Here is a 13,374-nt window from a genome sequence, read left to right as displayed (position 1 = left end):
GCGCTGGCCGTGGTCGTAGCGCTCGCCGTCGACCTGCTCGCTCTTGGGCAGCAGGGCCTCGACGCGGTCGCGCAGCTGCACGAGCGTGTAGCGGGAGTCCGACTGCTGGACGATGCCGGTGATCAGCTCGCCGACGCGGTCTTGGAACTCCTCGAACATCATGTCGCGCTCCGCCTCGCGGATCCGCTGCAGGATGACCTGCTTGGCGGTCTGCGCGGCGATGCGCCCGAAGTCGTCCGGGGTGTCGTCGATCTCCTCGATGCGCTCCCGGTACTGCTCGAACTTCGCGGGGTCGATCTCCGGATCCTGCGGCTCGACGCGGTCGCCCGTCTCCGGGTCGATGTAGGACTCCTCGGCGATGGTCTCGCCGATGAGCTCCGCCTCGAGGTCCTTGGGGATGCGGTAGCGGATGACGACGAAGTCGCCGGTCTCGCTGTCGACCTCCACCCGCGCGTAGCGGGCGGCGCCGGGAAGCTTCTTGTAGGCCGACAGCAGCGCATCTTCCAGCGCGGTCATCAGCTTCTCCGGGGAGATGCCCTTCTCGCGCGCCAGCGCGGTCATGGCATCCAGGATCTCGCGGGACATGGTGCTCGATGCTCCTAGGACTCGACGAGGTTGGATCGGGAGATGGCGTCGTACGGGATGGAGACGACGCCGGTGTCGGCGGCGATCGTCACCTCCGTCTCGGAAGCTCCCACGAGCTCGCCGGTGAATGACTTGTGGCCGTCGGTCGCCTCGCGGGTGCGAACCCGCGCGCGACGACCGATGAAGCGGCGGTAGTGATCCGGCTTGCTGAGGGGGCGCTCGATGCCGGGCGACGACACGGTCAGGCCGTACTCCTCGAGCAGCTCGGGAAGCGCGTGCGTGACGCGCTCGCACAGCTCGAGGGTCACGCCGTCGGGATGGTCGATGTAGAGCTCGACGAGATCGCCCTTGACGTCTGCGAGCAGCACCTCGACATCCGGCTCGCGCTCGGCGAGCTTCGCCTCGATGTCGCTCTGGATGGTGCTCATCAACCCTCCCCTCTCAAATGAAAGAGCGGGCTCACGCCCGCTCCCTGTACATCGTCGGCGGCTGCCCGCCAACACGGAAGTTGTCACGCGAGGATAGCACCATGCCTGGGCACGAGCCGAGTGCCACAAGCGCCGTGAAGGGGTTCCTGCAGGGGGTCGTAGAGCACCAACTCGGGTGCCGCCGGAACGGGTGCGCGCGTGTGCTCGAGGACGCCGGAAGTCACCTCCTGCGCCGGGCGCGACGCCGACGGCTGAGAGGCCGTGCGCACTCCCGCCGACGGTCGGGCGCTGGTGGTCGTCTGCCGTCCGTCCCGGGGTGCGGCGCCGCGGGCGTCGGGGCCTGGCGTCGTGTGCGCCGCGGCGGGCGCGAGCGCCGTCTGCCGGCGCCTCCGGGGTGCTGGCCGGGAGGGCGTCCCGCCCGAGCGCCCGAACGGAGCTCCGCGACGTCCGGACCAAGTCAGCCCCCCGGCGCGCCGGGCTGGCTGAGGCCCGGATCGTCGTGTCTGGGCGTGCCGACGGTCGGGGCCTCGTGCGCCAGCACCGGCTCCGGCCGGAGGTGCGTCCAGGCGCGACGAGCGGCCCTCAGGCGGCGCGGCGACGGGCCTTGTCGCGGTACTTCTTGTAGTCCGCGCGGTGCGGCTGGAGGTTGGCCGCGAGCGCGAGCGGGTGGCGCGCCTCGGCGTGGCGGCCCATCTGCTGCAGCGAGCGGCCGAGGCAGAAGAGCGCGTAGTCGTTGGTCGGCGCGTGCTCGACCACCGCCTCGAACTCCTCGGCCGCCTCGCGGAAGCGCTGCGCCCCGAAGAGGGCGCGGCCGTATGCCTCGCGGACGGAGTCCTTGTCGGGCGCCAGCTCTCGTGCACGACCCAGCGGGACGGTGGCGGCGTGGAAGTCGCCGCTTTCGAGGAGCTCGGTGCCCTGACGAAACAACTCGTAGGCGCCTGGCTGGTCCATGGCTCAAGCAGTGTAGGACCGGCGTCGGCGAGGTTTAAGGGCGGCGAGCAGCTCCCGCGGACGCGGCGGCAGCGCCCACAGGGAGCGCAGCCGGCCGCGCAGGCCGAGCCCCGCGCCGAGCTCGCGGCGTAGCGCGCGGCGCTGCTCGGCGGTCGGCGCAGGCGACCCCGCGCCGTAGCGCGCCAGGCGCAGCGCGCGCAGGTAGCCGAGCGCTCCGTCGTTGCCCGCCAGCAGCCGCTCCAGCCGCGCGAGCGTCATGTCGGGCTCCGGCGCGCGGCCCGAGCGGACGAGCGCGATGCGCAGCTCCTCGAGCTCCGGGTCGCCGCTGCGCTCCAGGCGCCGGCGCCGGCGCGCGGCCATCAGGGCGCCGGCGCCGGCGAGGCCGGCGATCACGCCCACACCGGTGAGCGGCAGCGTGAGGTCGGTCCCGCCGCCGCCGGTCGCCGCGGAGGCCCCGCCGGCGGCGGGGTCCGAGGTCCGGTCGCCGGTGGAGGGCGTCGTGCGCGCGGCCGACGGCGCCGTGGACGGCTGGCTGCGCGTGTCGGTCTGCTGGGAGCGCGCCGGCGAGTCGCCCGGCGTCGGGTCGAACGTCACCCAGCCGTAGCGCGGGAAGTACGCCTCGACCCAGCTGTGGGCATCGAGGTCGCGGATCACGTGGTCCTTGCCGTCGCGCGACCCGGGCGCGAACCCCGCGACCACGCGCGCCGGGACCCCACCCATGCGCAGCAGCAGCGCGGTGGCGCCGGCGAAGTGCTGGCAGTAGCCGGCGTGGTCGCGGAACAGGAACGCGTCGAGCGCCGTCAGCTTCCCGGGAGGCGGCGGCGACTCCGTGTAGCGGGCGCCGCGCTGGACGCGGGCGATGACCTTCGTGACGAAGTCATAGGGGTCGGTCGAGCCGCCGCGCAGCTGCTGAGCCAGCTGGTAGGAGCGGCCCAATCCGGCGCTCGCCAGCGCCTGATCGGGGTTGACGAACATGAAGCCGCCGCGCCCCCGCGCGCTCGGCGCCATCCCCGCGCCCCACGGCGGGAAGCGGACCTCGACGGGGCCGACGGCGGCGTTGGCCGCGCCGCCCGGCGTGTCGACGGTGAGCTGGCGCAAGACGTAGCTGGGGTACTCGGTCCCGGCGCGGTGCAGCTCGACGGTGCCCGGGCGCGGGACGTACACCAGCGCGTCGTAGGAGTCGCCGCGGCGCAGCGGCTTGGTCGCCGCCTCGAACGTCCCGGGCGTCGCCTCGCGCACGAGCTTGGTGGAGTGCGTGACCAGCATCGTCGTGCCCGCGCCGAGGAACTGCTCGCTGCGCAGGCCCTTGATCGAGACATGGATCGTCTGGGTCCAGTCCGGATGGCCGCCGGCGAACTCGGTGTCGTCGTCGCCGCCGAGGACCTCGCGCGTCTGCTTCCACGCGCCGTCGCGGAACACCTCGAGGTCGGCCGTCTTCAGGTACAGGTCGCCCCGCGAGCGCACGCGCGCGAGCTCGACCCCGTCGCGCGGCCAGGTCAGCGGCGCGTAGTCGTGGTTCCACGTGAAGGTGGTGGTCTTGCCCGCCTGCAGCGACTCGGCGAGCGCCTCGTAGTCGACCCACGGCCGGTTGGAGTCGACGGCCGGCGCCACGATCGCCGCCGCCAGCACCGCCACGACGGCCAGACCGATCGCCACGGGCGCCTCGCGCTGACCGAGCCGGTCGGCCCACAGCAGCGCGCCGAGCAGCAGCGCGAAGACCGAGCCGTCGAGGTAGGGATGCGTCGGGGCGTGCTCGACGACCGGCACGGCGTAGAGCACGCCGAGCGCCACGGCGGCGCCGAACATCCGCGGGCGCGGCAGCAGCGCGAGGCAGGCGCCGACGGCCAGCAGCAGCCCACCACCCGAGAGCAGCACGGCACGGACGAGCACGTCCTGGCCGCGGTACGGCACGCGCAGCGCCGGCAGCGTGGCGATCGCGTCGCCGATGCCCACCACCAGCGTGTCCCAGCGGTCGGGGCGCAGCGCCGCAAGCGGAACGCCCGCGACGGCGAGGATCGCCCAGAGCGCCGCGATGACCAGCGCGAGCACCGCCCCGGCGCGCCGCATCCGGCCGCGCACCTCCAGCGCCGGTGGCAGCAGCAGCGCGGTGACCACGGCGACGAGGAACATGCCGAGCAGGTCCCCCGACCCGCCGGGGCGGACGATCCCCGCCCAGTGCACGCCTCCGTAGAGGCCGAGTGCGCTCAGCGCGGCGAGGCGGATGCTCCAGGCCTCCGAGCCCGCGGCCGCGACGGCCCGCGCGCCGGAGCCCGGCCCCGGGGGCGCCTGCGCCGCGCCGGCCGCGGCGGCGCTCATGCCACGGCCTTTCGCGACGCGCCGCCGCCGCCATGACGGCTGTCGGACAGCTCGTAGCCCGAGCAGGCCGCGACGGTGAAGCTCGGGTGCCGCCCGGCGAGCGTCCCGGGCACGACCAGCACGCGGCCGCCGCCCGGCGCGTGGGCCAGCGCCCGCGGCGGGCGGGTCAGCCGGCGCGCCGCGACGTAGAGGATCGGTCCGCGGCGGGCGGCCACGCCGGAGAGCGCCGGCGGCGAGTCGCCGTCGACCAGCGCGAGGCGCGCATGCACGTTGGGCCAGCCGACCAGCCCCGGGTCCAGCATGGCCGGCCGGCGATCGCCGGGGACCAGCAGCGCGCAGCCGCCCTCTCGCGCCAGGTGCACGGCCAGCGACGCCGCGGCGCGCACCGCGGCGTCGAGGTCCTCCTCGCTCGCGGCGCCGCGCGGATCCAGGACGACGAGCGGCCGCGTGTCGCTGTCGGCGCGCAGCCGCCGCTCGAGCAGCTCGCCGCCCTTGGCCAGCGACGGCCAGAAGATCCGCGACGCGGGGGTGCCGGGCCGATGCTGGCGCAGCCCGTCGAGCTCGATCTCGGCGGCGACCGAGGAGCGCCGGCCGAGGCGCAGGGCGCCGCTGGAGTCTCCCCCGCTCCCCGGCGTGCGGACCGGCTCGACGCGCGGGAGGATCAGCACCTCGTCGGTGCCCGGAGCCGGCCCGCCGACGAACCGGGTCAGCAGCCCGAACGGGTCGCGCACCGCGACGCGCGGCGGCGCGAGGACCTTGAGCCCGCGCCGCGAGAAGCGCACGTCGATGCGCACCCGCGTCAGGCGCCGCCCGGTGGCCAGCGGCGCCGGCGCCGGCAGCAGCGGGTCCAGCACGCCCCCGGTCGGCAGCGGCCGCGGCGAGGTGACGCGCAGCTCGATCGGCACGGGGTCCTCCTCCATCGCCCGGGTCACGGCGACCGTCCGCGTCACCCGCACGCCGCGGCCGCCCGCGAGGACCCACGCGGCGCTGCCGACCGACAGCACGAGCAGCGCGCCGCCGGGGACGTACAGCGGCTCGGCGTCGAGCATCCCCGCGACCAGCACGAGGAGCACGCCGAGGGCGACGGTGCGGAGGAGCGGACGGGCGGTCTCCTCCACGGCGATCCCTACAGCGCGGGCGTCGCCGCCAGCGCGTCGGTGACGACCTGCTGGCCCGTGACGTTCATCGCCTCGGGCGCGAGCACGATCCGATGCGACAGCACCACGCGCGCGAGCGCCTGCACGTCGTCGGGGAGCGCGTGGTCGCGGCCCTGCAGCAGGGCGCGGGCCTTGGCGGCGCGCAGCAGCATCAGGCCGGCGCGGGGGCTGGCGCCCAGCTCGGTGCGGCCGTCCTCGCGCGTGCGCTGCAGCAGCGCGACGACGTAGGAGCGCAGGCGATCGGACGCGACCACGCGCATCGCGGCGTCGATCGCCTCGACGACGTCGGCCGCGGTTGCGACGGGCTGCATCCGCTCGACGCGGTCGCCGGACTCGTGGGCACGCAGCATGTCGACCTCGGCGGCGGGCGTCGGGTAGCCCAGCGACACGCGGGCCATGAAGCGGTCGACCTGCGCCTCGGGCAGCGGATAGGTCCCCTCGAACTCGACCGGGTTCTGCGTGGCGAGCACGACGAACGGGCGGGCCAGCTCGTGCGAGTGGACGTCGACCGTGACGCGCCGCTCCTGCATGCACTCCAGCAGGCCCGACTGCGTCTTGGGCGACGCGCGGTTGATCTCGTCGACGAGCACGACGTTGGCGAAGACCGGGCCGGGCCGGAACTCGAAGCGATCCTCGCGCTGGTTGAAGACGTTGGTGCCGACGACGTCGGCCGGCAGCAGGTCGGCCGTGCACTGGACGCGGGCGAAGCCGAGGTCGGTGACCTGCGCCAGCGCGCGCGCCAGCGTCGTCTTGCCGACGCCGGGCAGGTCCTCGATGAGGACGTGGCCCTCGGCGAGGATGCAGACCAGCAGGTACTCGAGGACCTCGTCGCGCACCTCGACGGCGTCGTGGACGGCCTCGGCGATCCGCCGCGCCAGCAACCCCGCGCGGGCGATCTCCGAGCCGTCGAGCCGCTCCTCGGCGCTCATCGCGCCGCCCCAAGCCGCGGGAAGGAGCCTCCGGAGTCCGAGCCCCTGGGCGAGGACTTCGCGGCGAGTTCCCGCCCGGACGCCGAGCCCCTGGGCGAGGCCGTCCGCGCGCTCATGATCGGGCCGCCGCGTCCGTGCGGAGGCGATCGATGGTGCCGAGGATCGCCCGGGCGACCTCGGCCTTGGTAGCGCGCGGGACGTGCTCGTCGCCGGACGCGGTGAGGATCGTGACCTCGTTCTCGACCGCGTCGAACCCGATCCCCGCCTGGGAGACGTCGTTGACCACCACCGCATCCAACCCCTTGCGCGTGAGCTTGTCGCGGCCGTAGTCCAGCGCGCCGGCGCCATGCTCGGCGGCGAAGCCCACGAGCGTCTGCTCGGGGCGGCGCTGGGCGGCCAGTCCGGACAGCACGTCCGCCGTCGGTTCGAGGACCAGCGCGAGCTCGTCGCGGCCGGTCTTCTTGACCTTGCCGTCGACGGCCGTGGCCGGCCGGAAGTCCGACACGGCGGCCGCCATCACCAGGACGTCGGCGACCGGGAACTCGGCGGCGCAGGCCGCGCCGAGCTCCGCGGCGGTCTCGACGTCGACGTAGCGCACGCGCGGATCGCGGGCGAGGTGGACGTTGGCGGCGATGACCGTGACATCGGCGCCGAGCGCGGCGGCCTCCTCGGCCACGGCGAAGCCCATGCGGCCGCTCGAGCGGTTGCCGACGTAGCGGACGGCGTCGATCGGCTCGCGCGTGCCGCCGGCGGTGATCAGCACCTTCAGGCCGTCCCACGGACGGGGGTGGGCGGGACCGAATTCGACGACCGCCTCGACGGCCGCCAGCAGCTCGGCGGGCTCGGCCAGGCGGCCGGTCCCCCACTCGTGCTTGGTGGCCAGCGCGCCGGTGCCCGGGTCGATGACGGCGACGCCGCGGTCGCGCAGGAGCGCGAGGTTGGCCTGCGTCGCGGGGTGCTCCCACATGTGGTGGTTCATCGCGGGCGCGACGAGCACCGGGCAGCTCGCGGCCAGCGCGGCGCTGGTGAGCAGGTTGTCGGCGAGCCCGTGGGCGAGCTTGGCGATCGTGTTGGCCGACGCCGGCGCGATGAGGTACGCGTCGGCGTTGCGTACGAGCTCCAGGTGGCTGGCCGGGTCGTGCGACGGCGGCTTCTGGTCTCCGAACGCGCCCCGAGCGGGGTCGCGCTCGAACTCGTCGGTGAGCACCGGGGCGCCCGTCAGCGCCGCGAACGAGGCGGCGCCGACGAACCGCTGGGCCGTCGGCGTCTGGATCGCCCGCACGGCGTGGCCGGCCTTGGTGGCCAGGCGAACGACCTCGAGCGCCTTGTACGCGGCGATGCCCCCACTGACGCCGAGCAGGAGGCGCGCCATGGAGCAGCTCCTAGCGGTACTGGTACTTGATCTTGCCCGCGGCGACTTCCTCGAGCGCGATCGTGAGGTAGTTCTTGCTGATGGTGTCGACCATCGGCGGCGGAAACTCGTCGAACGTCCCCTCACCCAGGTTGTGGTAGTACGAGTTGATCTGGCGCGCGCGCTTGGCGGCGACGAGGACCGACGCGTAGTTGGAGTCGACGTGGTCGAGCAGCTTGTCGATGCGGGGACTGATCACGGGTCCAGTGTACCCCGCACGATGGCTGCCAGCTCATCCACCGCTTCGTCCAGCCGATCGTTGACCACGACGTGCTCGAACTCGCCCGCGGCGGCGAGCTCCTGCTGGGCCACCTCGAGCCGGCGCGCGACCTGGTCGGCGTCGTCGGTTCCGCGCCCCACGAGGCGGTCGCGCAGCGCGTCGTCGTCGGGCGGGCGGATGAAGATCTGCACCGCGTCGGGCAGCGTCTCGCGCACCTGGCGTGCGCCCTGGACCTCGATCTCCAGCACCACCGGGCGGCCCCCGGAGGTGTGGCGGTCGAGCTCCTCGCGCAGCGTCCCGTAGCGGCGGCCGGAGTACTCGGCCCACTCCACGAAGTCGCCGGCGGCGACGTGGCGGGCGAACTCCTCGTCGGAGATGAAGTGGTAGTGCTCGCCCTGCGTCTCCCCCGGCCGCGCCTGGCGGGTCGTCGCCGAGACGCTCAGCGCGAGATCCGGGAGCCGCTCGCGGAGCAGGCGGATCAGCGTGCCCTTGCCGACCCCTGAGGGGCCGGTGATCACGAACACCCCGGGCATGCGGAAGACCTCGCCTAGCGGCTCGGCTTCCGGGGCGCGAGCTCGCCCAGGGGCTCGCTCGCACGGCGGACGTCGGCCAGCATGTGATGGTGCTACTTGCGGAGCATGCCGATGAGCTCGGCACGCTGACGGTCGGAGAGACCGCCGATGGTCTTCGACGGGGAGATCCGGCAGGTCTGCAGGATCTTGTTGGCCTTCACGCGCCCGTACTTCGGGACCGCCAAGAGCATGTCGAAGACCTTGGCGGTCTCGAGGAACTCGGGCGGTTCGAGGAGCAGTTGGTGGATCGACACTCGACCGGCCTTCAGATCGCGCTTGAGCTGCGCGCGACGTGTGCGGATGACGTTCGCCTTCTGGAGGGCGTCCATCCGCTGGTTCAGGCTTCGTTCGGGTGCCGCCGTGTGCTTGGTGGGCGAGTTGGCGGCCGGCGACATCGGGGCGCCGATACTACACATCGAAGGGCCGCCAGCAAGGCGCGATCCAGCAATTCGGCTGGACCTCCACCTGAGGTCGACCCTTCTTCACCCTGGTTGACGGTGGCGCGGGAGTTTGCAGGCACTTTGCGCGCGGTCAGCGAGCTTTCGGTCAGCGGTGCGGAGGAGCTCCGGACGGTCGTCTCTCGCTGTTTGCGGCGTTCCTGCAGGCACTGTGTGCCAACCCGCCATAGCCAAGCGTCGGAGCTCGGCGTCCTTGTGCAAACACGCGCAATCCGCCGACCGCGGTCATCGCGAGCCCGAACGCGCCTCCCGCGCGAGCCGCGCGAGGCCGCGCTGCATGCGGGCGGGCCACAGCGGCCCGTTGTAAACGAACCCCGTGTACGCCTGGACGAGCGTCGCCCCCGCCTGCAGTCGCGCCCACGCGTCCTCAGGCGTCTCGACGCCGCCGACCGACACGAGCACGAGGTCGTCCCCCACACGCTCGCGCAACCGGCGCAGGACGGCGAGCGAGCGATCGGCCAGCGGGGCGCCCGACAGCCCGCCCGCGCCCGCGGCGGCGACCTGCGCGGGGTCGGTCCGCAGGCCGTCGCGCGAGATGGTCGTGTTGGTCGCCACCAGCCCGTCGAGGCCCGTGGCCAGCGCGAGGTCGGCGATCGCATCGACGTCGTCGTCGGCGAGGTCCGGCGCGATCTTGACCAGCAGCGGGACCGTGCGTTGCGCCTGCTCCATCCCCTCCCGCACCGTGGCGATGAGCCCGCGCAGCGCGTCGACGGCCTGGAGGTCGCGCAGGCCCGGAGTGTTGGGCGAGCTGACGTTGATGACGAGGTAGTCGGCCAGTGGCGCCAGCCGCGCGGCAGACGCCCGGTAGTCGGCGGCCGCGTCGGGCGCGCGCTTGGTCTTGCCGATGTTCACGCCGACGATCGTGGTGCGATCGCGCGGCGCCGACAGGCGCGCGGCGGCCGCCTCGGCCCCCGCGTTGTTGAAGCCCATGCGGTTGACCAGCGCCCGGTCGGCGGGCAGCCGGACCATCCGCGGGCGGGCGTTGCCGGGCTGCGGGAGCGCCGTCACCGTGCCGACCTCCACGAAGCCGAAGCCCAGCGCGGTCAGCGCGTCGACATGCGCGGCGTCCTTGTCGAACCCGGCGGCCAGGCCCAGCGGGCTGGGCAGGTCGAGCCCGAGCGCGCGGACGCGCAGCGCCGGGTCGCGCGGCGCCAGCACACGACGGACCGCCCGCCGCACCAGCGGCGTCCCGAGGCCGAGGCGCAGCGCCGCGGTGCCCCAGCCGTGGGCGGTCTCCGCGTCGACGCGCCGCAGGACGCGGTCGAAGAGCAGCCGCCAGATCAGGAACCGGCTCCGGCGGAGGCCACGGTCGAGGCGGCCGGGGCGGTCCTGGCGGCGTGCAGCTCCTGCAGCGACACCACGCCGACGTCGCCCTGGCGCGCGGCGGCGATCGCGCGGGCGGCGCTGAGCCCCGCGCTGAGCGTCGTCAGCGCCGGGATGCCGCGGGCGACCGCCGCCCGGCGGATCTCCCAGCCGTCGGTGCGCGCGCCCGAGCCGGTCGGCGTGTTGACCACGAGGTCCACCTCGCCGCTCTCGATCAGGTCGACCACGTTCGGCGAGCCGTCGGCGATCTTGTTGATCACCGTGGCCGGCACGCCCCAGCGCTGGATCGCCTCCGCAGTGCCGCGCGTCGCGACGATCGTGAAGCCGAGGTCGTGCAGCAGCTGCGCGACGGCGACCGCCGCCGGCTTGTCGCTGTCGGTCACGGTGATGAACACCGTCCCGCCGTCGGGCAGCGCGGCGCCCGCGGCGGCCTGCGCCTTGGCGAACGCAGTGGGGAAGTCGCGGGCGACGCCCATGACCTCGCCCGTCGAGCGCATCTCCGGGCCGAGCACGGCGTCTGATCCCTCGAAGCGGTCGAAGGGCAGCACCGCCTCCTTGACGCTGACGTGATCCAGCGGCGCGTCCTCGGCGGGCAGGCCGAGGTCGGCGATCTTCTCGCCGAGCATGATCCGCGCGGCCATCTTGGCCAGCGGCACGCCGATCGCCTTGGAGACGAACGGCACGGTCCGGGACGCGCGCGGGTTGGCCTCGATGACGTACAGACGGCCGCTGTGGATGGCGTACTGCACGTTCATCAGGCCGATGACGCCGAGCCCGAGCGCGATGCCGCGCGTCGTCACGCGGATCTGGTCGAGCATGTCGGGTCCGAGCGAGTGCGGCGGCAGCACGCAGGCGCTGTCGCCGGAGTGGATGCCGGCCTCCTCGACATGCTGCATGATGCCGCCGACCCAGACCTCGTCGCCGTCGCAGAGCGCGTCGACGTCGACCTCGATCGCGTCCTCCAGGAAGCGGTCGAGGTAGATGTCACGGGCTCCGTCGCGACCGCCCGCGTGCCGGGTGAGGTAGTCGGCCAGGCCGTCGCGCGAGTAGACGATCTCCATCGCCCGGCCGCCGAGCACGTAGCTCGGGCGCACGAGCAACGGGTAGCCGACCTCGTCGCCGGCCTCCAGCGCGCCCTCGATCGTCGAGGCCGTCGCGTACGGCGGCGCCTCGTAGCCCAGGCGCTCGAGCAGCGCGCCGAAGCGGCCACGCTCCTCGGCCAGATCGATCGAGTCGACGCTCGTGCCGAGGATGTTCACCCCGGCCTCCTGGAGGCCGTGGGCGAGCTTGAGCGGCGTCTGGCCGCCGAACTGGACGATGACGCCCTCGGGCTGCTCGATCTCGATGACGCCGAGCACGTCCTCGAGCGTGAGCGGCTCGAAGTACAGCCGGTCCGACGTGTCGTAGTCGGTGGAGACCGTCTCCGGGTTGCAGTTGATCATCACCGCGTCGCGCCCGCTCGCGCGGACGGTCATCGCCGCGTGCACGCAGCAGTAGTCGAACTCGATGCCCTGGCCGATGCGATTGGGACCGGCGCCGAGGATGACGACCGAGGGCCGGTCGGGTGGGTGGGACCGGTGCACCTCGTGGGCGGCCTTGCGCTCCCAGCCCGAGTAGAAGTACGGCGTCTCGGCGGCGAACTCGGCCGCGCAGGTGTCGACGGCCTTGTAGGAGCGCTCACCGGCGAACGGCTTCTCGGGATCGGCGGCCAGCGACTCGAGCTCGCGCAGGAACCACGGGTCGATGAACGTCTTCTCCTGGATCTGCTCCAGGGTCGCGCCCTTGCGGTAGGCCTCGAGCAGGATGTCGTAGCGGTCCGAGGTCGGCCGGTCGAGCATCGTCAGCAGCGTGGCGGCGTCGAGCGCGTCGAGCTGCGGCGTGGAGTCCAGCTCGCGCGAGCGCATGGCCTTCATGAACGCCTGGCCGAACGTGCGGCCGATGGCCATCGCCTCGCCCACCGACTTCATGTGCGTCGACAGCTCGGCGTTGGCGCCGTGGAACTTCTCGAAGGCGAACCGCGGCCACTTGACCACCACGTAGTCGAGCGCCGGCTCGAAGCTCGCCGGCGTCACCTGCGTGATGTCGTTGGGGATCTCCTCCAGCGAGTAGCCGACGGCCAGGCGGGCGGCGATCTTGGCGATCGGGAAGCCGGTGGCCTTGGAGGCCAGCGCGGAGGAGCGCGATACGCGCGGGTTCATCTCGATGACCAGGATCTCCTCGGTCGTCGGGTTGACCGCGAACTGCACGTTGGAGCCGCCGGTCTCGACGCCGACCGCGCGGATGCAGGCCATCGCCTGGTCGCGCAGCTGCTGGTAGAGGCGATCGGTGAGCGTCTGCTGAGGGGCGACCGTGACGCTGTCGCCGGTGTGGACGCCCATCGGGTCGAGGTTCTCGATCGAGCAGACGATCACGACGTTGTCGTTGTGGTCGCGCATCACCTCCAGCTCGAACTCGCCCCAGCCGATCACCGACTGGTCGATGAGGACCTGCGAGATCGGCGAGGCGGCGAGCCCGCGGGCGACGACGGTCCGGTACTCCTCCTCGGTCCGGGCGATGCCGCCGCCGCGGCCGCCGAGCGTGAACGCCGGGCGGACGATCGCGGGCAGGCCGATGCGCTCGCGCGCGGCCTCGGCCTCGGCCGCGGTCGTGGCGATCGCGTTGGCCGGCATCTTCAGCCCGGCGGCGGCCATCGCGTTCTGGAAGAGCTCGCGATCCTCGGCGGTGTTGATCGCGTCGTAGTTGGCGCCGATCAGCTCGACGCCGAACCGGGCGAGCGTCCCGTCCTCGTGCAGCGCCTTGGCGAGGTTGAGCGCCGTCTGCCCGCCGAGCGTCGGCAGCAGCGCGTCGGGGCGCTCCTTCTCGATCACCTGGGCCACCGGGCCCGGCAGCAGCGGCTCGACGTAGGTCGCGTCGGCGAACTCCGGGTCGGTCATGATCGTCGCCGGGTTCGAGTTGACCAGGACGATCTCGTAGCCCTCCTCGCGCAGGACCTTGCACGCCTGCACGCCGGAGTAGTCGAACTCG

12 protein-coding genes are annotated in these 13,374 nt (G+C 73.5%); all 12 read right to left on the bottom strand.

Annotated features, from left to right (window positions below; genetic code table 11):
- Nucleotides 1–585: NusA N-terminal domain-containing protein (locus VK501_RS22185; protein ID WP_324341314.1), on the bottom strand; the 585-nt coding region annotated here is incomplete at its 3' end.
- A 14-nt stretch (nt 586–599) separates the two neighbouring features.
- Entirely contained in the window at nt 600–1,013 is a 414-nt protein-coding gene (gene rimP, locus VK501_RS22180; RefSeq protein WP_324341312.1) for a ribosome maturation factor RimP, read from the bottom strand.
- A 582-nt stretch (nt 1,014–1,595) separates the two neighbouring features.
- Nucleotides 1,596–1,964, bottom strand: a complete 369-nt coding sequence (locus VK501_RS22175) for a tetratricopeptide repeat protein (protein WP_324341311.1) — start codon at nt 1,962–1,964, stop codon at nt 1,596–1,598.
- A 3-nt stretch (nt 1,965–1,967) separates the two neighbouring features.
- A complete protein-coding gene (locus VK501_RS22170) occupies nt 1,968–4,280 on the bottom strand; it encodes a transglutaminase-like domain-containing protein (protein ID WP_324341309.1) in 2,313 nt (770 codons plus the stop codon).
- Nucleotides 4,277–5,398, bottom strand: a complete 1,122-nt coding sequence (locus VK501_RS22165; protein WP_324341307.1) for a DUF58 domain-containing protein — start codon at nt 5,396–5,398, stop codon at nt 4,277–4,279. The genes VK501_RS22170 and VK501_RS22165 overlap by 4 nt, the downstream gene beginning before the upstream one ends.
- An 8-nt stretch (nt 5,399–5,406) precedes the next feature.
- Nucleotides 5,407–6,366 carry an AAA family ATPase gene (locus VK501_RS22160; RefSeq protein WP_324341305.1) on the bottom strand — a complete coding sequence of 320 codons (960 nt, stop codon included), beginning with the start codon at nt 6,364–6,366 and terminating at the stop codon, nt 5,407–5,409.
- A gap of 112 nt (nt 6,367–6,478) precedes the next feature.
- Nucleotides 6,479–7,738: a bifunctional phosphopantothenoylcysteine decarboxylase/phosphopantothenate--cysteine ligase CoaBC gene (gene coaBC, locus VK501_RS22155; protein WP_324341303.1), complete on the bottom strand. Its 1,260-nt coding sequence runs from the start codon at nt 7,736–7,738 to the stop codon at nt 6,479–6,481.
- A gap of 10 nt (nt 7,739–7,748) precedes the next feature.
- Nucleotides 7,749–7,976 (bottom strand): DNA-directed RNA polymerase subunit omega, encoded by a 228-nt coding sequence (gene rpoZ / locus VK501_RS22150; RefSeq protein WP_324341301.1) that lies wholly within the window; start codon nt 7,974–7,976, stop codon nt 7,749–7,751.
- Nucleotides 7,973–8,530 (bottom strand): guanylate kinase, encoded by a 558-nt coding sequence (gmk, locus tag VK501_RS22145; protein ID WP_324341300.1) that lies wholly within the window; start codon nt 8,528–8,530, stop codon nt 7,973–7,975. The genes rpoZ and gmk overlap by 4 nt, the downstream gene beginning before the upstream one ends.
- Before the next feature lie 92 nt (nt 8,531–8,622).
- A complete protein-coding gene (mihF, locus tag VK501_RS22140; RefSeq protein ID WP_052179540.1) occupies nt 8,623–8,964 on the bottom strand; it encodes an integration host factor, actinobacterial type in 342 nt (113 codons plus the stop codon).
- 288 nt (nt 8,965–9,252) lie between these two features.
- The gene (locus tag VK501_RS22135; protein ID WP_349261052.1) at nt 9,253–10,311 is read right to left on the bottom strand and encodes a quinone-dependent dihydroorotate dehydrogenase; all 1,059 of its coding nucleotides are present in this window, start codon (nt 10,309–10,311) and stop codon (nt 9,253–9,255) included.
- A partial coding sequence (gene carB / locus VK501_RS22130; RefSeq protein ID WP_324341296.1) for a carbamoyl-phosphate synthase large subunit occupies nt 10,308–13,374 on the bottom strand: 3,067 nt, incomplete at its 5' end. The genes VK501_RS22135 and carB, both read right to left, overlap by 4 nt.

The organism is Baekduia sp., assembly GCF_035318805.1.
In the GTDB taxonomy this organism is placed as follows: domain Bacteria; phylum Actinomycetota; class Thermoleophilia; order Solirubrobacterales; family Solirubrobacteraceae; genus Baekduia.
The sequence above is the reverse complement of the archived record's forward strand: the minus strand, read 5'-3'. Positions and strand labels throughout refer to the sequence as shown.

Coding starts and splice junctions, on each gene's coding strand:
- VK501_RS22170 (WP_324341309.1), bottom strand. CDS start 4,280: ATGAGCGCCGCCGCGGCCGGCGCGGCGCAGGCGCCCCCGGGGCCGGGC.
- rimP (WP_324341312.1), bottom strand. CDS start 1,013: ATGAGCACCATCCAGAGCGACATCGAGGCGAAGCTCGCCGAGCGCGAG.
- VK501_RS22175 (WP_324341311.1), bottom strand. CDS start 1,964: ATGGACCAGCCAGGCGCCTACGAGTTGTTTCGTCAGGGCACCGAGCTC.
- VK501_RS22160 (WP_324341305.1), bottom strand. CDS start 6,366: ATGAGCGCCGAGGAGCGGCTCGACGGCTCGGAGATCGCCCGCGCGGGG.
- coaBC (WP_324341303.1), bottom strand. CDS start 7,738: ATGGCGCGCCTCCTGCTCGGCGTCAGTGGGGGCATCGCCGCGTACAAG.
- gmk (WP_324341300.1), bottom strand. CDS start 8,530: ATGCCCGGGGTGTTCGTGATCACCGGCCCCTCAGGGGTCGGCAAGGGC.
- mihF (WP_052179540.1), bottom strand. CDS start 8,964: ATGTCGCCGGCCGCCAACTCGCCCACCAAGCACACGGCGGCACCCGAA.